The sequence below is a fragment of the Natrialba sp. INN-245 genome (assembly GCF_009807105.1).
GTDB classification, from domain to species: domain Archaea; phylum Halobacteriota; class Halobacteria; order Halobacteriales; family Natrialbaceae; genus Natrarchaeobius; species Natrarchaeobius swarupiae.
The window spans coordinates 22,191-39,527 of sequence record NZ_WUBV01000017.1; the positions used below are offsets into that span (position 1 = coordinate 22,191).

At 64.0% G+C, this 17,337-nt stretch carries 18 protein-coding genes; 8 read left to right on the forward strand and 10 right to left on the reverse strand.

The features are described 5' to 3' along the window. Window positions 1–78 precede the first annotated feature (78 nt). The gene (hemE, locus tag GRS80_RS04915; RefSeq protein WP_160046598.1) at window positions 79–1,095 is read left to right on the forward strand and encodes a uroporphyrinogen decarboxylase; all 1,017 of its coding nucleotides are present in this window, start codon (window positions 79–81) and stop codon (window positions 1,093–1,095) included. 9 nt (window positions 1,096–1,104) lie between these two features. On the opposite strand, the gene hemH is transcribed toward hemE, so the two are convergent. Together hemH and hemG are read right to left on the reverse strand one after the other, a co-directional pair. Beyond that, on the reverse strand, window positions 1,105–2,178 hold the full coding sequence (gene hemH, locus GRS80_RS04920; RefSeq protein WP_160046599.1) for a ferrochelatase: 1,074 nt from the start codon (window positions 2,176–2,178) through the stop codon (window positions 1,105–1,107). A gap of 90 nt (window positions 2,179–2,268) precedes the next feature. Next, window positions 2,269–3,543: a protoporphyrinogen oxidase gene (hemG, locus tag GRS80_RS04925; protein ID WP_160046600.1), complete on the reverse strand. Its 1,275-nt coding sequence runs from the start codon at window positions 3,541–3,543 to the stop codon at window positions 2,269–2,271. Between the two features lie 362 nt (window positions 3,544–3,905). Between hemG and GRS80_RS04930 the strand changes: the two genes are divergently transcribed. Then, on the forward strand, window positions 3,906–4,958 hold the full coding sequence (locus GRS80_RS04930) for a phytoene/squalene synthase family protein (protein WP_160046601.1): 1,053 nt from the start codon (window positions 3,906–3,908) through the stop codon (window positions 4,956–4,958). Between the two features lie 54 nt (window positions 4,959–5,012). Here the strand turns inward: GRS80_RS04930 and GRS80_RS04935 are convergent, their stop codons facing one another. Further along, window positions 5,013–5,867: a 3-hydroxyacyl-CoA dehydrogenase NAD-binding domain-containing protein gene (locus GRS80_RS04935; RefSeq protein WP_160046602.1), complete on the reverse strand. Its 855-nt coding sequence runs from the start codon at window positions 5,865–5,867 to the stop codon at window positions 5,013–5,015. Between the two features lie 167 nt (window positions 5,868–6,034). On the opposite strand from GRS80_RS04935, the gene GRS80_RS04940 reads away from it, so the two are divergent. Together GRS80_RS04940 and GRS80_RS04945 are read left to right on the forward strand one after the other, a co-directional pair. Next, on the forward strand, window positions 6,035–6,616 hold the full coding sequence (locus tag GRS80_RS04940; protein WP_343161455.1) for a hypothetical protein: 582 nt from the start codon (window positions 6,035–6,037) through the stop codon (window positions 6,614–6,616). Window positions 6,617–6,743: 127 nt separating this feature from the next. Then, window positions 6,744–6,989 carry a hypothetical protein gene (locus GRS80_RS04945; RefSeq protein ID WP_160046604.1) on the forward strand — a complete coding sequence of 82 codons (246 nt, stop codon included), beginning with the start codon at window positions 6,744–6,746 and terminating at the stop codon, window positions 6,987–6,989. A 125-nt stretch (window positions 6,990–7,114) separates the two neighbouring features. On the opposite strand, the gene GRS80_RS04950 is transcribed toward GRS80_RS04945, so the two are convergent. From GRS80_RS04950 to GRS80_RS04960, 3 genes are all read right to left on the reverse strand, one after another. Beyond that, window positions 7,115–8,095, reverse strand: a complete 981-nt coding sequence (locus tag GRS80_RS04950; protein ID WP_160046605.1) for a PLP-dependent cysteine synthase family protein — start codon at window positions 8,093–8,095, stop codon at window positions 7,115–7,117. Between the two features lie 230 nt (window positions 8,096–8,325). After that, window positions 8,326–8,676, reverse strand: coding sequence for a DUF5798 family protein (locus tag GRS80_RS04955; protein WP_160046606.1), 351 nt, complete (start codon window positions 8,674–8,676; stop codon window positions 8,326–8,328). A 152-nt stretch (window positions 8,677–8,828) separates the two neighbouring features. Further along, window positions 8,829–9,449, reverse strand: coding sequence for a TlpA disulfide reductase family protein (locus GRS80_RS04960; RefSeq protein WP_160046607.1), 621 nt, complete (start codon window positions 9,447–9,449; stop codon window positions 8,829–8,831). A 575-nt stretch (window positions 9,450–10,024) separates the two neighbouring features. Between GRS80_RS04960 and GRS80_RS04965 the strand changes: the two genes are divergently transcribed. After that, entirely contained in the window at window positions 10,025–10,699 is a 675-nt protein-coding gene (locus tag GRS80_RS04965) for a LysE family transporter (RefSeq protein ID WP_343161456.1), read from the forward strand. 17 nt (window positions 10,700–10,716) lie between these two features. On the opposite strand, the gene GRS80_RS04970 is transcribed toward GRS80_RS04965, so the two are convergent. After that, a complete protein-coding gene (locus GRS80_RS04970; RefSeq protein WP_160046608.1) occupies window positions 10,717–11,979 on the reverse strand; it encodes a hypothetical protein in 1,263 nt (420 codons plus the stop codon). Window positions 11,980–12,138: 159 nt separating this feature from the next. Beyond that, on the reverse strand, window positions 12,139–12,810 hold the full coding sequence (locus GRS80_RS04975) for an HD domain-containing protein (protein WP_343161457.1): 672 nt from the start codon (window positions 12,808–12,810) through the stop codon (window positions 12,139–12,141). Window positions 12,811–13,020: 210 nt separating this feature from the next. Between GRS80_RS04975 and GRS80_RS04980 the strand changes: the two genes are divergently transcribed. From GRS80_RS04980 to GRS80_RS04990, 3 genes are all read left to right on the forward strand, one after another. Next, complete coding sequence (locus tag GRS80_RS04980) at window positions 13,021–13,431, forward strand: cobalamin B12-binding domain-containing protein (protein ID WP_149080103.1); 411 nt, start codon at window positions 13,021–13,023, stop codon at window positions 13,429–13,431. Further along, window positions 13,428–14,522, forward strand: a complete 1,095-nt coding sequence (gene meaB / locus GRS80_RS04985) for a methylmalonyl Co-A mutase-associated GTPase MeaB (RefSeq protein WP_160046609.1) — start codon at window positions 13,428–13,430, stop codon at window positions 14,520–14,522. The genes GRS80_RS04980 and meaB overlap by 4 nt, the downstream gene beginning before the upstream one ends. Window positions 14,523–14,616: 94 nt before the next feature. After that, window positions 14,617–15,561, forward strand: a complete 945-nt coding sequence (locus tag GRS80_RS04990; RefSeq protein WP_160046610.1) for an alpha/beta hydrolase — start codon at window positions 14,617–14,619, stop codon at window positions 15,559–15,561. A 13-nt stretch (window positions 15,562–15,574) separates the two neighbouring features. On the opposite strand, the gene GRS80_RS04995 is transcribed toward GRS80_RS04990, so the two are convergent. Together GRS80_RS04995 and GRS80_RS05000 are read right to left on the reverse strand one after the other, a co-directional pair. After that, window positions 15,575–15,967 carry a Zn-ribbon domain-containing OB-fold protein gene (locus GRS80_RS04995; protein ID WP_160046611.1) on the reverse strand — a complete coding sequence of 131 codons (393 nt, stop codon included), beginning with the start codon at window positions 15,965–15,967 and terminating at the stop codon, window positions 15,575–15,577. Further along, window positions 15,964–17,130, reverse strand: coding sequence for a thiolase domain-containing protein (locus GRS80_RS05000; protein ID WP_160046612.1), 1,167 nt, complete (start codon window positions 17,128–17,130; stop codon window positions 15,964–15,966). Before GRS80_RS05000 ends, GRS80_RS04995 begins: the two co-directional genes overlap by 4 nt. Window positions 17,131–17,337: the final 207 nt, after the last annotated feature.

Here is a 17,337-nt window from a genome sequence, read left to right on the forward strand (position 1 = left end):
ATCGACCGCACGAGGACCGATACCACCGTTTCACCCGGTTTCAAAACTATTAGGCTCGGCCTCGAACAAGGGGCGGGTATGAAACAACGGTTCATCGAGGCAGCCCGAGGCGGGCGGACCGACCGGCCACCGGTATGGATGATGCGACAGGCCGGCCGGTACCTCCCCGAGTATCGCGAGCTGCGGGCGGAGTACTCCTTTCTCGAGGCGATTTCGACGCCCGAGCTCGCCGCCGAGATCACGCTCCAGCCCTGGGAGCGGTTCCAGCCCGACGGAATCGTCATGTACTCCGACATTCTGACCGTCCTCGAGCCGCTGGACTTCGCCTATCACCTCGAGTCGGGCGTCGGCCCGGTCGTCGAGAACCCCGTCGAGTCGCCGGCCGACACCGACCGACCGCGCGGCGACGTCCGCGAGGAACTGTGGTACGTCGGCGACCTCCTCGAGCGGCTCTCGTCGGAACTGGGCGAGGAGGCGGCTGTCCTCGGTTTCGCCGGTGGGCCGTTCACGCTCGGTGCCTACGCGTGTGAGGGGACGCCCTCGCGGACGTTCATGGAAATCCGACGCCTCCGCGCAGAGCACCCGGAGGCGTTCCGACGGCTGCTGCGTGCCTTTACCGACGTGCTCGTCGACTACGTCACCTATCAGGTCGAGGCGGGCGCGGACGCGCTCCAGCTGTTCGATACCTACGCTGGACTGCTCTCGCCGGCGGACTACCGCGAGTTCCTCCTCCCGCTTCACCAGGAAATCCTCGAGGCCGTCGACGTCCCGACGATCGTCTTCGCCAGGAACATGGGGGCCAACCTCGAGTTGCTGGCCGAGAGCGGCGCCGACGTGGTCGCGCTGGACTGGACGGTCGATATCGCCGAGGCTCGCGAGACGCTCGCGGCGGTCGGCGACGTCGCGATTCAGGGGAACCTCGATCCGGCGCTGCTCTACGGCGATCCAGAGGACGTTCGCGAGCGGACCCGCGAGGTCATCGATGCTGCCGGCGACGAGGGGCACATCCTCAATCTCGGTCACGGAGTCGATCGAAACACGCCGGTCGAGAACGTCGCTGCCTTCTTCGAGACGGCGAAAAACGCGTCGCAGTAAGACGATTTCCTACTGCTGGGGCGGTAGCCCCGCGTTCAGACAGTACGTCCCCGGCTCGTCGCGACACTGACACGGCCGGAGGTTGTAGTACGACGGCTCGAGTCCGGACACGAACGGTTCGGCGAGATCCGAAAGCAGTTCCCCAAAGCGCGGATCATCGTGTGGCACCGGGACGCGGTGGAGCTCGAGACCAACTTCTTCGGCGTCCTCACGGAGGTCGACGTCGAGTTCGACCAGCGTCTCGGACTGTTCGTGCATGAAGCTCATCGGTTCCACGATGACGCGCTCGGCCGCGTCGGTACGGCCCAGTTCTTCGACGACGTCTTCGGTCTCGGGCTCGGTCCAGTCGATATCCCGATTCGAGTGGTTCTGATAGCCGATCTCGTAGTCGTCGAGCTCGAGGAGTCGGCCGATCGCCTCGGCGTGTTCCTCGACGTACTGGTCGTACCGGCTGCCTTCCTCGAGGTATTTCGTCGGCGTGCCGTGAGCGGAGAAGACGAACACGGTATCGGGATCGTTCGGATCGAGTCCCTCTTCGTCGAGGAACTCCCTGATTCCGTCGGCTCTGAGCCGGTTGTAGATCGGTGAGCGATGCCAGCCGGTCAGCGACTGGAACTCGGGCTCGTAGCCGTCGACATCGTCGATCGACGACTCGAGCGAGTCGATCGACGAGACCGTCGTCGACGGCCCACAGAGCGGGTAGATCGGAACCGCGAGCACCCTGTCGACGTCGTCGTCCGCGAGTTCCGCGGCGACGTCGGGAATCAACGGCTCCATGAACTGCATCGCGCGGTAGACGGTCACGTCGTCGTGGCCACGCGTCGCCAGTTCCTCCTCGAGAGCGGCCGCCTGGGCGTCGGCTTGCTCTTGCAGCGGCGAGCCGCCGATCTCCTCGTACTCTTCCATCAGGCTTGGCAGTCGGCGCTTGGCGAGTTCGCGAGAGCGCTCCCACGCCGCCTCGTCCGACTCGACGTCCTCGAGCGAGGCGTTGTCGTAGAAGATGCGCGTGAGGTACTCGAGGACGACGTCACGGTCGGGCGTCGCTGGTTCGCCGAAGTTCAGCAGAACGATCCCTGTTTCCATACGAGGGGCTGAGGACGCGACTGGTATAGATACTTCGGAGCCGGAACGAAACCGGGGTTCGGCCGAATCGGTTCCCCTGCTCCGTACCCCTTACTCGCCGCCCGCGAGCGTGTCTGCGAGACGGGTGCCGTTTCGGATCCGACCGGGAATCCCCGCGCGGCCGACGTAGTTCGCACAGAGGTGGATTCCGTCAGGTAACTCGAGGTCGTCCATCGCCGTCCACGAGTGGTCGTACGCTGGCATACCGGGCGTCCAGACGTGGACGTCGAGGGGCGTCGCGTCCGCGCCGGTGATGTGCTCGAACTCAGTCGCTGCGACGGTGGCGAGTTCGTCGTCGCTGGCGTCGGTCAGGTCGGGGTACCGTCCAGGATCGATGTAGCAGGTGAACACCCCATCGCGATCGAGGAAACTCGCGTTCCAGGTGAGGCCGCTGATCTGACTCGGCTCCGTCGACGGCACGAGGGCCCCGATCCCCTCGCGGTCGAACGCCGACTCGAGGAACACGACCGCGATCGGGTTGTAGTTGAATCGGTCGAGCGTCGCTGCGAGCGGCGAGTCGACTGACTCGAGGAGGTCGGCACTCGTTCCGGCGGGCGTGGTCAGGACGACGTCGTCGACGACAGCGGTGTCGTTCTCGGTGACGAGTTCGAAGCCGTCCTCGCGCTCGCAGTTCCGTATTTCCGTGACCGGCGTCTCGAGGCAGATCGAACCCCTGTGGACCTCGTACAGTCGTCTGGGGAGTTCGCCCAGCCCGTCGTCGAACGTACACATCGGCGGCGTCTCGCTGCCGGAGAGTAGCTTTCGAACGATCCAGAGGAGGATGCTGCCGTCGATCCCCCGCTTCTCGAGGACGCGGCCGAGCGAGTACTGCATCGGCATCTCATGGGTCTCGGTTCCGTACAGACCGCTGTACAGCGGGCCGAAGAAGCGACGGGCGGCCTGCGGGCCGAACTTGCGGACGAGAAACTCGTCGACAGTTTCCCCCGGCCGTGCTGGGTCGGTGAACGGCTCCTTCAGGATCCGGAGTTTTCCGCGCAGGCTGAGCAGGTTCGTGGTCAGCGCCTCGCGGACGGACAGCGGCACGACGCGCAACTCGCCGTCGTAGTAGAGATAGAGCGGCTGGTCGTCGTCGCCGAACCGAAGCTGGTCGCGAAGCTCGAGGTCATCGATGAGGGAGTCGATGCCAGGGGTCAGCCGAAGCCGCTGTGGCCCCAGTTCGACGACGCGACCGTCGACGCGGCGGCTTCGCATGATCCCACCTGGCTCGTCGCGGGCTTCGTACGCGAGAACGTCCTCGCCTCGGTTCTCGAGTTCGTGAACGACCGTCAGTCCGGAGATCCCGGCACCGACGACGCCGACGGTCATCTCGGATCACCGGTCGGTCGACGAAAACCAACAGAAGCGACAGCGGCGACACCGGATGGGTGGATCCCGTTTACGGTCATTCGTACTGTCGCGAGTCTTTGCCCTACTGGTTCCTAAAGGAGTCGAATTGCGTATCGGGACGCTCGAGTCGTACCGCTCGGTACTGGGCCCCTTCGTCTTCCCCTGTCCGTCAGTGCCGGTGTACCCGCCTCAGAGGTCGTGGTCGCGCCAACAGATCGGGATAGCAATCCGTATAAGTCGTCTCACACGAGCGCATAATTTTAGCGATCAATTCAGCGAGCGGAACATTACGCCGCGACCACGATATTTTTCTGGGAAGCCCCCAAAGTAGCATCGAGTAGATGACCACCGGCCAGCCCGAATTCACAACCGACGCCGACCTAGAGTGGTGTTACGACGCGGTACACGGCGTTTCGCGGACCTTCTCGATTACGATCGATCGGCTCGAGGAGCCGATGGCGAGACACATCTGTATCGGATATCTTCTCTGTCGTGTCGCGGACACTATCGAGGACGCGGGACACATCCCCCCGGGGGACCAGACCGACCTGCTCGAGACGTACGACCGACTGCTCGATCCCGACGCGGATCAGTCGGTCGAGACGTTCATGGACGACGTCAAGCCCTGGATCCCCAGGGGCGAGGCACGCACCGACGACTGGGAGGTCGTCGCTCACACGCCGCGGGTCCTGCGCACGTTCGAATCCCTCGAGGAGGAGCCCCGCGAGATCATGCGCGAACCGGTTCGCGAACTCGTCGACGGGATGGCCATGTTTACCGACCGCTACGCCGACGAGGGCGGACTGCGTCTACAGACTCTCGACGAACTCGAGGAGTACTGTTGGTACGCCGCCGGCACCGTCGGAACGCTCATCACTGGCCTCGTCGCTCGCGGGGCCTCTCCCGAGCGTGCCGAGGAGATGCGTGCGAACGCCCGCTCGTTCGCGTTGCTCTTGCAACTCGTGAACATCGCCAAAGACGTCGACTCCGATTACCACGAGGAGAACAACGTCTACCTCCCCGCCGAGTGGCTCGCAGAGGAAGACGTCGACATCGAACGCGTCACCCACGAGGAAAACCACAGCGGCGTCACGAACGTCATCCGCCGCGTGACCGGACGCGCCGAGACCTATCTCGACGACGCACAGCGCTATCTCGAGGTCGTCCCGGAGCAACACGGGAACCGCCTCTCCGCGTGGGCGATTCCCTACCTGCTCGCGGTCGGAACGATGCGCGAACTCCGGGAGCGACCGGAGGACGTCGTCCGCGAAGGTGACGTGAAAGTCCCTCGAGCGGAGGTGTACGCGCTCCTCCAGCAGTTCGAGGAGGGAGTCTCACGCCACCGACTTGCCGACCTTCGAAACGAGATGGCAGAGGAACCGCTCCATCAGTGAGTCCGGAGTCTCGTCACGTCGGTCGCTACCATCCGTCTTCCACGTCAGTCGCTATCACTCGTACTCGTAGAATCCGCGTCCGGTCTTTTTGCCGAGATCACCGGCTTCGACCTTCCGTTTGAGGAGGTAGGCGGGTTTGTACCGGTCCCCGAGTTCTTCGTACAGGGTCTCGGAGGCGTGCAAGCAGACGTCGAGTCCGATGTGATCGGCGAGCGTAAGCGGCCCCATCGGGACGTTCGTTCCGAGTTCCATGCCAGCGTCGATATCCGCCTTCGAGGCGACGCCCTCGTCGTAGACCCGGATCCCCTCGTTGATCCACGGCATCAGAATTCGGTTTGTGACGAAGCCGGGTTTGTCGTCCGACTCCCAGGTCGTCTTCTCGAGGTCGGCGGCGATCTCGTGGGCGAGGTCGATCGTCGCGTCGGTCGTCCGCTCGCCGACGACGACCTCGACGCCCTCCATTAGCGGGACGGGATTCATGAAGTGGAGTCCGATCACCCGCTCGGGCCGGTCGAGGTCGGACGCGATCGACGTGATCGAGAGCGTACTCGTGTTCGTCGCGAGCATCACATCCGAATCGCAGACGGCCTCGAGGTCGGCGAAGACGTCTTTTTTGACCTCGAGATCCTCCAGTACGGCTTCGAGTATTAGATCACAATCCGCGAACGCGTCGACGTCGGTCGTGCCGTCGATTCGCTCGCGAATCGTCTCCGGTTTCTCCTCGAGTACCCCCTTCGTGGCGAGGCGCTCGAGGCTGTCCTCGATGGTCTCGAAACCGCTCTCGACGAGTTCGGATTCGACGTCGCACAGGACGACGTCGAAGTCGTGAGTGGCGGCGACCTGTGCGATTCCGCTGCCCATCGTTCCCGCGCCGACGACGCCGATCCGATCGATTCGCTCTCGAACCATACGGTCGAGTTCCGCAGTCACGTCCGTAAACGTACTGGAGACTGTCGGATTCCGAACTCGGAACGACTCTCGATCGATGGGGCCGATCCGAACCCGTCGGGAAATTCCCCGGAACGGGGTCTCGAGGATAAGTTTCAAGACCGGAGGGTGAGAGATACCGGTAATTGGTGACGCGCGTGAACGACGAACAGGTCGTTGGTAATCCCGACGAGGCCGAACGAACGCCCGGCGGCTCCGAGATCAAATCTGACGAACGGGAGGCCCTCGAGGCGGCTGGTATCGATCCCGCCGCGGTCGCGGCCAAGGAGTGTTCGTATCGGACACTGTTGGATGACGGCGTCGACGAGTCGACCGCGGATACGCTTCGAAGGCGCTTTTCACTCCCGTGGTCGTTCCAGACGGACGGCGACCTGGATCGCCGGTCGGACGAAGTGCGCGGACTCGGCGAGGCCGAACGCGCCTGGGTCGCGGCGAGTGAGGACGACGGGTGGCAGGCGTTCGACCACGCGAAGTCTCGTGCCATCGAATCGGCGGACGAGGAGGAGACGGAACGACCGTGGCCACGTCCGACGCCGGTTCGGGCGGTCGCAGGCGTCGGCCCCGACGACGCGGAGGAACTCGCCGAGGCCGGGATCATCTCGGCAGAGCGGTTGGCGACGATCAGCGCCGCGGAAGTCGCTCGTCTTCTCGATCTCGACGTCCTCCACGTTCGAACGTGGCGGTACAACGCACGCGAACTGATCGAGTAGTCGAGCCCCCATCGTCTGCGAGTAGCGAAACTCCCGTACTGGTTTGCCGGAGGCCGACGGTATTCGACCGTGAACCCGTTCACCGACAGAGACTTACCCGGGAGAAGTGTACGTTGTATCGATACGCATGTGTAACCGGTTCGAGAGCTGTTCGAACGACGGGACGTATCAACTCGTCCTCGAGAACCGGAACACCGGCATGGAGGTCGTCGAGTACTACTGCAAGGCTCACCTCGTTTTGCGGGTCTGGGAGGTCGAACGTGACGACGCACTCGACGTTCGTGACGCACGATCGCTCTGTGCGACGTCGGAGGGCGACGACACGGCGTCGCCGGTCGAGCCGTCGATCGATTCCACGGGAGCCGGCGAGTGACCCGCACCGGGATGGCACGCTCCCGCGGAGCGCCCGCTCGTACGGAGTGCTGTGTCGACGTATCGGTGCGACCGCGACCCGTTCTGCGATCACGCCGGAACTGACTGACGCCAGACCGTCTCACGCTACGTGCTCCACGCCTCGAACGATCGGTAGATCTCCTTCGAGAGGTAGCGCTCACTCGAGTCGGGAAAGACGGTGACCACCGTCTCGTGAGGCGTCTCGAGTTCGCCATCGGCGATCGAGCGGGCGACCCGTTTCGCGGCGACGCTCGCGGCGGCAGCACTCGAGGCGACGAGGAGTCCCTCCTCGCGGGCGAGCCGTCGGAGTTCGTCGTGTGCCTCCCGGTCCGAAACCGAATAAACGGCGTCGACGAGGCCGGGATCGAACAGTTCGTTGGTGTCGGTGTCGTGGGTGCCGATCCCCTCGATTTTGTACTCGCCTTCCTCGCGGTCGTCACCGAGGAGTTCGCCGTAGAGCGATCCGTCGGGTTCGACGGCACCGACGTGAGTGTCGTCGTGGACCTCGAGGGCGTAGCGAGCGAGTCCCATGAGCGTCCCTGCGGTGCCACAGCCGGCGACGACCGCGCCGACCTCACCGTCGAGTGCGTCGTAGATTTCGGGGGCGGTCGTCTCGTAGTGGGCTTCGGTGTTCAACGGGTTCGAAAACTGCTGGGGAACGACGGCGTCGTCGAGCTCCGCGGCCAACTCGTGGGCGCGATCGATCGCTCCCCCCATACCGGCGTCGGTCGGCGTGTTGATGATCTCGGCCCCCAGTGCGTCCATCAGCTGTTGTTTTTCGACGCTGAACCGCTCGGGGACGACGAAGATGGCCTCGAGCCCGAGTTGCTGGGCGGCAATCGCGAGGCCGATCCCCGTGTTGCCCGCGGTCGGTTCGATAACGGTACCGCCCGGAGAGATTTCCTCGCGCTCGAGCATTCGCTCGAGCATGTACCGGCCGATTCGGTCTTTGACGCTCGCGCCCGGATTGAACGACTCGAGTTTCGCGTATATGCGGACTTCGTCGGGACCGTCGTGAACGCGGACGAGCGGCGTCCGTCCGATCGTCTCGAGTACCGAATCCAACGGTCGCTCGTGAGTCGTCATCGTCCTGGCAAATGTTGCCACTATTGTTAGCTCTTGCTGTTGTCTTCGACGGCCGGGAGCACAGAATCGATCCGTCCGAGCAGATGACGGCGGGGCGTGAGTCCGGTAGTTAGCCGACAGCGAGAAGGCGAGTCGGCGACGAGGGCGATCACGCGACAGTAACCGGCAGAATCCGCTGTCGACGAGAGCCGACGGCAGCCGGATAGACGACTATCGCGTCGTTCCTGGTGTTACTCCGCAGAAGTGGCTGTTTCCGCGTCCGATTCCTCCGTGCTCTCACCTTCGGCTTCCGTGATAGCGGCGTCGCCTTCGTCGTCGGGTTCGGCCTCGAGTTCGGCCTCGTCGATCGCGGCGTCGGCGAGGATCTGTTCGCCGTCGAGACCCTGTTCTTCGGCGATTGCGACCAACAGCGCCCGCTGTTCGGTGAGCTGATGATCGAGCCGTTTGACCGTCTCGTGGGTGTCGTCCATCTCCTCTTCCAGTCCGATGATCCGCTTTTGGAGTTGCTGTACCTGCTTGTACATCGCCTCGGCTCGATCCGAGAGTCCCTGGATCTTCTTTGCGGTGCTTCCGAGTCCCATGTTCGACAGAAGTATCGGGCGGCTAATGGGCCTTTTCCTCGTCCGCGCTGTCGTGGTATCGAGCACCAGTAGTACAGTTCCACCCGTCGGCCGATGGGTGAACCCGAACGACGGCCATCGGTTTCACCAATCAGCTCGGGGTTAGACCGCCGCTATCCGCCGTCGTCGTTGTCGTTCGCCGACCGATCGGAGTCGGTCGGCTCCCCCTCGAGGACGGGTTCGGTCGCCTGGACGATATCCGAAGACGGCTGAACGCCGACTTCGTGCCACCGCTTGTCGCCGGCTTCATCGACGACGATCGTCGCCGGATAGCCGACGACGCCATAGCTGGCAGCGAGACTCGGAGAGGAGTCGTACCCCACGTACCAGTTTCCGCCCAGATCGGCCCACCACTCCCGAAGGTCGGCTTCCGGCATGGTTTCGGGAGTCTGGTAGGTGATCGAGAGGACGGTCACTCGGTCGCCGTCTCGCTCGAGGAGCGCCTCGCGTGCCTCGGCGAGGTGGGGCATCTGTGCCTGACAGTTTCCACAGCCAGTGACGAAGAACATCGCGACGGTGACGCCGTCGTTCGGGACGGTAACGGTGCCGGCGTCGCTTCCACGGGCGTCGATCGTGCTGATCTCCGGCGGACCCTGATCGTCTTCGTCCGGTTCATCGTCGTCCGACGATCGATCCTCACCACCGAACGTCGGCACACCCCACCGGACGACACCGCCTCCAGCTGCGAGTACACCGATACTCGCGGTGCCGGCGACGAGTTCTCGTCGCTTCATCGTGGATTTCTCCCTGGTTTTGGGGCCCAATTGGCGTTCGGAGAAGACGCCCGTGACACGACGCCATCGACGGAAACGTCTCGGCCGGCGTGCCGATTCGCGTGGTGGGCGGCTCGATCGACCCGCGGCCGATCCGGTGGGCCAGACCAGTTGCCGTGTCGGTCCCCGCTCATACGACATCCTTCGTGACGAGCTACAAAGACTTCACTGGTACGAGAGGCGAACGGGTCGTTCGCGAGCGGTTCGATCGTGAGTTCCGACACACTAGTCGTCGGAACCGGGCCGCGACGGTCTGTTTCGAACGTAGCGATTCGATGGACAGTCGTAGCGGACTCGATGACGGGTGATAATGGGGACGGAGCCATGGAGCGTGTGACAGGGATCCACGGCTCCGTGTAACCGTACGCAATCCAAAACTAAAAGCACACCACACGATCGCGCAGTGCGAGATGCGCCGTCGTAATTCAGTAACGGCGTATCGGATCGACGTATCGGTCGAGATCTGAGGAAAGCCACCGCCGTCGCCGAGACGGCGACTTTTTTACGTTTCGGCCCCGAACCTCGACCGATTCACTGTGGTCGTCGTCACTGCGCTTGCGGGTATCGTCTTCGGTCTCGCTCTCGCCTCACCACCGGGACCGATGAACGCGATCATCGCCGAGGAGAGCGTGCTTCGCGGATGGTCTTCCGGGTTTCGTGCCGGTCTCGGCGCGATGCTCGCCGACGTCCTCTTTTTCGTGCTCGCACTCGCCGGCGTCGTCGCCGTCGTCGATTCGTACCCTGCAGTTCGGCCGCTCCTCTACGTGGTCGGCGGCGTCCTTATGCTGTACTTCGCCGTTGGCGCTTTCGCCGAGGCCAGATCCGCTACGTCGTTTACCGACGCCGGCTCCGCCGACTCGACCGGCTTCAGAAAGACGTTCGTCCTCTCGCTGTCGAACCCGTATCAGATCGGCTTCTGGCTCACCGTCGGCGTCGGCCTCCTCGAGCCAGGACACCTCGATGTCCTGGCGTACGCACCCGCCGTCGGCGACCTCCTCGAGGGGACACTGGTCGTCCAGACCGGATCCCCGACGCTCCTGGTCGGGTTCTTCGCGGGGATCGCCGTCTGGATCGTCGCCTACCCCGCCGCGCTGGTCTCGGCGGGGCGCCGCGTCGACGCGTTCGCACCGGCGGTCGCCGCGCTCAGCGGGGTCGTACTGGTCGGATTCGGACTCGTGTTCCTCGCGATGGGTGCGGTTCGACTCGTGTGATACGGAGACGTCCGCGGTTATCTGTCCGAGTCGTCACTCGAGTCGTCCGCTTCGCCGGTCGATCGATTCGAATCGGTCACCTCGTCCCACCCGGACGACACCTCCCAGGTTGACGGACCGCTCCAGGTCTCCGATCCATCGCCGTCGGTGCCCGACCTGTCGGATCGCGTCTCGCCAGGGTCGTCCGTTCGGCCAGACGAATCCGTCGACCACTGCGAACCGCCGTCGGTTCCGTCCGTTCGATCGCTGCCCCACGTGGAGTCGTCGCTACTCGTACCGTCGGTGCGGCGGCGGCCGGCGTGGCCGTCGTGAGTGCGACCGCCTGTCGAAGTCCCGCGGTCCGACCGAACCGCGCGGCGTTGGTCCGGGATCAGATCGAGGCTCCCGTCGGTGTCGCCGAGGATCAACAGCGCGTAGTACCGGACGTAGCTTCGAACCGGCGCTTCGACGAACGACCTGATGTAGAGGTAGACGAGGTAGGCGACGATCCCCGCTACGCCGACGAGAATCGCGAGGCTCTGGTCGCCGTCCAGTAACATCATCGACGGAAGGCCGAACACGAGCAGGCCGATCATCGAGACGAAAAAGCCGACGATGGCGAACACCACCCACAGACAGAATCCGATCACCCACGCGACCGCGAGAAACGCAGCGGTCCCGCCGACGTTCGACCGAATCGTCGCTGCGACGGTTCGCCAGGCCCCGATCGGCCCGCGATCCTCGAGAGCCATTACGGGAACGACGAACGCCGTCGTCAGCGTGTAGACGACCCACAACACGACGTACCCGAAAACGCCGACGAAGAGAATCGAAAGGATGAGGGGAAGCGCGAGATCACCGATCTCACCGACGTCGCCGAACACAAGCGCCAGGAGAACCGGGGTCGCGATCGCCAGAAGCAACGCGGTCCACAACGCCGCACGGAACAACACCAGCCACAGTCCGTGTCGAAGGTTCGCGCGAGCGTACCGGCGAACGTGAATCGCCTCCGAGCGCAGCGACTCGAGAAAGACGAACTCGAAGAGTGCGGAGAGATATCTGAACAGGACGAAGGCGGCGAGCCCGATGGCTCCGAGCAGGTACTCGATCGGAATCCCCATCGGCCCCTCGGCGGAGTAGATCGCCATCGTCGGATCGACGTCGAACAGCTGCGAGCCGAGCTCGATACCGCTGATGAGAAGAACGACCAGTGCGATCTTGAGCCATCCGATCGCACTGAGCGAACTGAGATACCGTTTCGTGACGTCGAAGGCGTCACTCAGATTGTCCCCGGCATACATGTTGGGTATCGAACTAGTGCCTGCCTGCAAGTACTTTCTGATACTCCGTCAGGTCACGGTACCGACACGCCAGCCAGGAGCGAACCGCTCAGTCGAAACAACATAGGCGGAGACGCTCGAACCGGGGCAACCGTGAGCGTCGACTGAGTGGCCGAAGCGTTAGCCCATAGCGGCGATCTCGTCCTCGAGCCACTCGCGGAACCACTTGACGCGTTTGAGCCGCTGGTGGGCGATGCTCTCGGCGGTATCGCTTCGAACGCGCGAGGCCGCGTCGTAGCCGCGCTCGAGGACGCGGTCGATCATCTCGTCTGCGTCCATGTGGGTCCGTGCCTCGTAGCCCATCCGCAACAACATCAACGCGGTACCGTTGGCGCCGATCTTGTCGAGCAGATCGGCCTCGATGAGACACTGCGTCTCGAGTGCGAGATCGTTCAGGTTGCCCTGGTAGGAGTGGTGTTCGATCGCCTGACACACCTGGTCGATGAACGACTCGGGGTACTCCGAACGCGACTCGAGGTACTCGCGGGCGACGCGAGCGCCAGCCTCGGCGTGGAGCTCCTGGTCGGCCTCGAGTTTGGCGACGTCGTGAAAGAGCGCGGCGACACGGGTGACGTCGGCGTCGGCACCTTCTTTCCGGGCGATCTCTTCGGCGAGATCGACCACGTTGAGGATGTGGTTGTGCCGATACTCCGCGGAGTGCCACGGGTACCACCGCATGCGGCCGCCTTCTTCTTCTTTCCCGACGCTCGCCGCAAGGTACTCGAAGACGAACGCTTTCATCTCCTCGAACTCGGTATCGGGTACCCTGTTTTCTTTTATTTCGACGCCCACGAGAGATCCCTCCGCAATAGACGAACGATAGTCATTGACTGATTGTTCGGTAGTTTCGCTCTTTAGCCTTTGGTTCGGTATACCGACGGAGTCGATGACTGTCAATACATCTAACAGTCTCCGTCGGTTCATCGGTTTCGACGGTGAAAACATGTTTTCACGGACCTGGAGTTCCGTTAGAGTCAAAGAGACGGCCGTAAAACTGTGTGTATGAGCAACGATCAGGGAGCGATCAGGTGTCTCGTCGCGAAGGTGGGACTCGACGGCCACGATCGGGGGGCTCACGTGGTCGCCCGCGCCTTCCGCGACGCTGGGTTCGAAGTCATCTACTCCGGACTGCACAAGGCGCCCGACGAAATCGTTCAGGCGGCAGTTCAAGAGGACGTCGACGTCCTCGGTATCTCCATTCTCTCGGGTGCACACGACACGCTCGTCCCGAAAGTCATGAACGGCCTCGAAGAGTACGACGCCAAATCCGACACGCTGGTCCTGGTTGGCGGTGTCATCCCCGAGGAGGATCGAGACGACCTCTACGACGAGGGCGTCGCGGCCATCTTCGGCCCGGGAACGTCGATCGAGGAAACCGTCGAGTTCGTCCGCACGAACGCACCCGAACGATGAATTCGGACGACGACGCGTTGCTCGAGAATCTCCTCGCAGGGAAGCATCGGGCGCTGGCTCGCGTCATCTCGAGAATCGAGGACCGATCGACCGGCTATCGGGAGCTGGTCTCCGAACTCTACGCACACACCGGGGGTGCCGACGTGATCGGGATCACCGGAAGCCCCGGCGCAGGGAAGTCGACGCTCGTCGACAAACTCGCCGAGACCTACCGTGAGCGGGGTGAGACGGTCGGTATCGTCGCTATCGATCCCTCCTCGCCGTTTACCGGCGGGGCCGTCCTCGGCGACCGGATTCGGATGGCCTCGACGGTCGGCGACATGGACGTCTTCGTCCGCTCGATGAGCGCCCGCGGGACCCTCGGCGGACTCTCGACCGCGACCGCCGACGCCGTCAAGGCGATGGACGCGTTCGGCAAGGACAAGATCATCATCGAAACCGTCGGCGCGGGCCAAAACGAGATCGACGTCGTCCGTACTGCGGATACGGTTGCCGTCCTCGTCCCGCCCGGTTCGGGCGACGAAATTCAGACGCTCAAAGCCGGCATCCTCGAGATCGCAGACGTGTTCGTCGTCAACAAAGCCGACCGTGACGGTGCCGACCGGACCGTCCAGGAACTGCGCGAGATGATCAGCCTCGACGACGGCGGCCAGGGTCACGGCTCCGATCCATCGGGCCACCACGGTCCCGGTACCGGCGGCGGCCACGGAACCGACACCGACTCGAGCACTGCCGTGGACGACGGAACAGTCGAGGAGTGGACGCCCCCGATCGTCGAAACTATCGCCACGACGGGCGACGGGATCGACGCGCTCGTCGACGAACTCTCTGCCCATCGGACCTACCTCGTGGAGTCGGGTGAACGCGCTACGAAGGCCCGAAACCGCTACGCGGAAGAGATTCGAACCCTCCTCAGAGAGGACGTGCACGCGATACTCGAGGACGAACTCGAGCGCGCCGGCGGGACCGACGAACTCGCCGACGCCGTCCGTCGCGGCGAGACCGACCCGTACACCATCGCGAACGAACTGCTCGATCCCGTCGAACGCTGTCTCGAGGAACTCGACGTCGAGGGTTCAGGCGAGCCGTGAGCGTCGGCTATGCCGGGCGCGAGACGAGGTCGTCAACGCCGTTTTCGATCGGTCGACCGTACATCTAAGAGCGTCGCCGACGAACAGCCGTCGTATGAAAGTTCGAACGCTTCTCGGCGCAGCCGCTGGTGCCGTCGGCGCTGCCGTGGTCGGAAACCGCCTTCTCGCGAAACGCGCAGGCGACCTCGAGAACCCGCTTCCCGGCGTCGAACGGACGTTCCGATGGCGCGGGATCGAGGTGCGCTACACCGTCGCCGGCGACCCCGACGATCAGGATGTGCTCTTGCTCCACGGAATCCACGCCGGTGCGAGCAGCAACGAGTTCGAACCAGTCTTCGAACGGCTCGCCGAACATTACCACGTCGTCGCAGTCGATCTCCCGGGATTCGCCCGGTCGGAGCGGCCGCCACTCGTCTACTCGCCGACGCTGTATGCGGAGTTCGTCCGGGATTTTGCGGCGGACGTCACCGACGACCCCGTCGTCGTCGCCTCGTCGCTGACCGGCTCGTTCGCAGCCGATGCCGCGGGCGAAACCGACGTGACCGCACTCGTGTTGATCTGCCCGACCGACGAGACCGCGCCGGAACGGCCGTGGCTTCGCACCCTCGTTCGGACGCCGATAGTCGGCACGACGGTCTACAACCTGCTCGCGAGCAAACCTTCGATACGGTACTTCTACGACCGGGACGGCTACTACGATTCCGCAGCAATCGACGACACCGAAGTCGCCTACGCCTGGAAGGGCGCTCATCAGCCGGGTTCCCGGTACGCGCCTGCCTCCTTCGTCGCCGGAACGCTCGACCCCGACGTCGACCTCGCTACCAAACTGGCCGAACTCGAGGTCCCGACGACGCTCGTCTGGGGTCGGGACGCCGAACTCGTTCCCCTGCGTGAGGGTCGGGACCTCGCGGAGGCCGCCGACCTCGAGCTGGTCGTCATCGATTACGCGACGCAACTTCCACACGCCGAACACCCCGAGACGTTCGCCGAGTATCTGAGCGCGGAGCTGACGAGCGCCGAAACCGACGTCGGAGAGTAACTGCCGTCTCGCGTTACACCGGCTCGAGGCCGAGAACGCGCTCGTCGGTCGTCTCGGAGATCGTAACTTCGGGCTCTACCTCGAGTCCGTTCTCGACGGCGTCGGGGTCGAGACCGACGACCTGACCGGTGATTCTCACCGGTCCGAAGTTCGCGATCGCCGTCGCGTACGGTGCGTCTTCCTCGAACGCAGGGGTCGGAACGTGTGTGACGGTGAACGTCTCGATCTCTCCGGTTTCGGGGAGATCGACACGTTCGAGGTCCGTCGAACCGCAGTCCACACAGACCCGTCGCGGTGGCAGTGATCCGTGCCCGTTCGGACACTCGAGGTAGAACGCGTTGCCGTCCTCGACGGCGTCGAGCCACTCGTCGTAGCCGGCGTCCTGTACGCCACGCTCGTCGCTCATGCGACCACCTCCAGTACGTGAACGGTCGCACTGGCGACCGTGCCACCCGCATTGTGGGCGAGGCCAGTAGTCGCGTCCTCGACGTGCTCGCTGTTCGGGTGTTCTCCCGCGAGCAACGACGCCACCTCCGCGATCTGTGAGGCACCGGTCGCGCCCACCGGGTGGCCTTTCGCTTTCAGGCCACCCGAGAGGTTGATCGGCGTCTCGCCGTCCGCGGTCGTCCGACCGTCTCGAGCGGCCGAGATGCCTTCGCCCACTCCCTCGATGTCGAGGGCTTCGATGGCCAGCACCTCGGCGATCGTAAAGCAGTCGTGGACCTCCGCGACGTCGATATCGCCTGCGCCGACGCCGGCGTCGGCGTACGCTTCCTCGCCCGCTTTGCGGGCTGCCGGCGAACGAGCCAGGTGTTCGCGGTCGTGAAGCGCCAGCCGGTCGCCCCCTTGCCCCGTTCCGGTGATCGCGACCGGAGCGTCGAGGTCGTTTTCCTCCGCGTACGCCTCACTCGTCAACACGAGTGCAGCGGCGCCGTCCGAGATCGGACAGGAGTCGTACAGACCGAGCGGCGTCGACACCCACGGCGCCTCGAGGGCGTCTTCGACGGTGATCGCGCTTCGGTACTGGGCCTTCTCGTTCGGCAGGGCGTTCTCGTGGTTTTTGACCGCGACGTGTGCAAGATCCTCCCGATCGCCGCCGAACTTCGAGAAGTACGCCTTGGCCATCAGCGCGTATGCACCCGGGAACGTCATCCCAGCCCGGACCTCCCAGAGGTCGTCGGCGGCGATCGCAAGCGCCTCCGTCGCGCCCGCGGTCCCGAGGTTTGTCATCCGCTCGGCGCCTCCCACGAGGACGACGTCCGCTTCTCCGTTTCGAATCCGATAGACGGCGTCCCTGACTGCGACGCCGCTTGAGGCACACGCTGACTCGTATCTGGTTGCCGGCGCACGGACACCCGCAGCTTCGGCCATCAGGGGTCCCTGGTGGCCCTGGTGTTCCGCGAGCTCGCCCATGAAATTCCCGTAGAAGACGGCGTCGACGTCGTCTCTGGGGACGCCGCTGTCTTCGAATGCCGCGATGCTCGCTTCGGCGAAGAGGTCCCGCCCGGTCCGTTCGGGAACGTTTCCGAACGGGGTAATCCCCGTTCCTACAACGCGTACGTTACTCATACACAGAGGTAACGTCCCGATCGGTTAATACTCCGTGGTTAATATCTCCAGGGTTTCGGTCCACCAGTACGTCATCCACGGGTCACGATAGGATGATGCGGACAGAACTGTTCGAAGACCGATCGCTCTCCTGGGGCCGTCATCGTTGGGGACTCCGCGAGTTCGGAACCGACACCTCACTGACTTCTCCGACAGTACGACCCACGC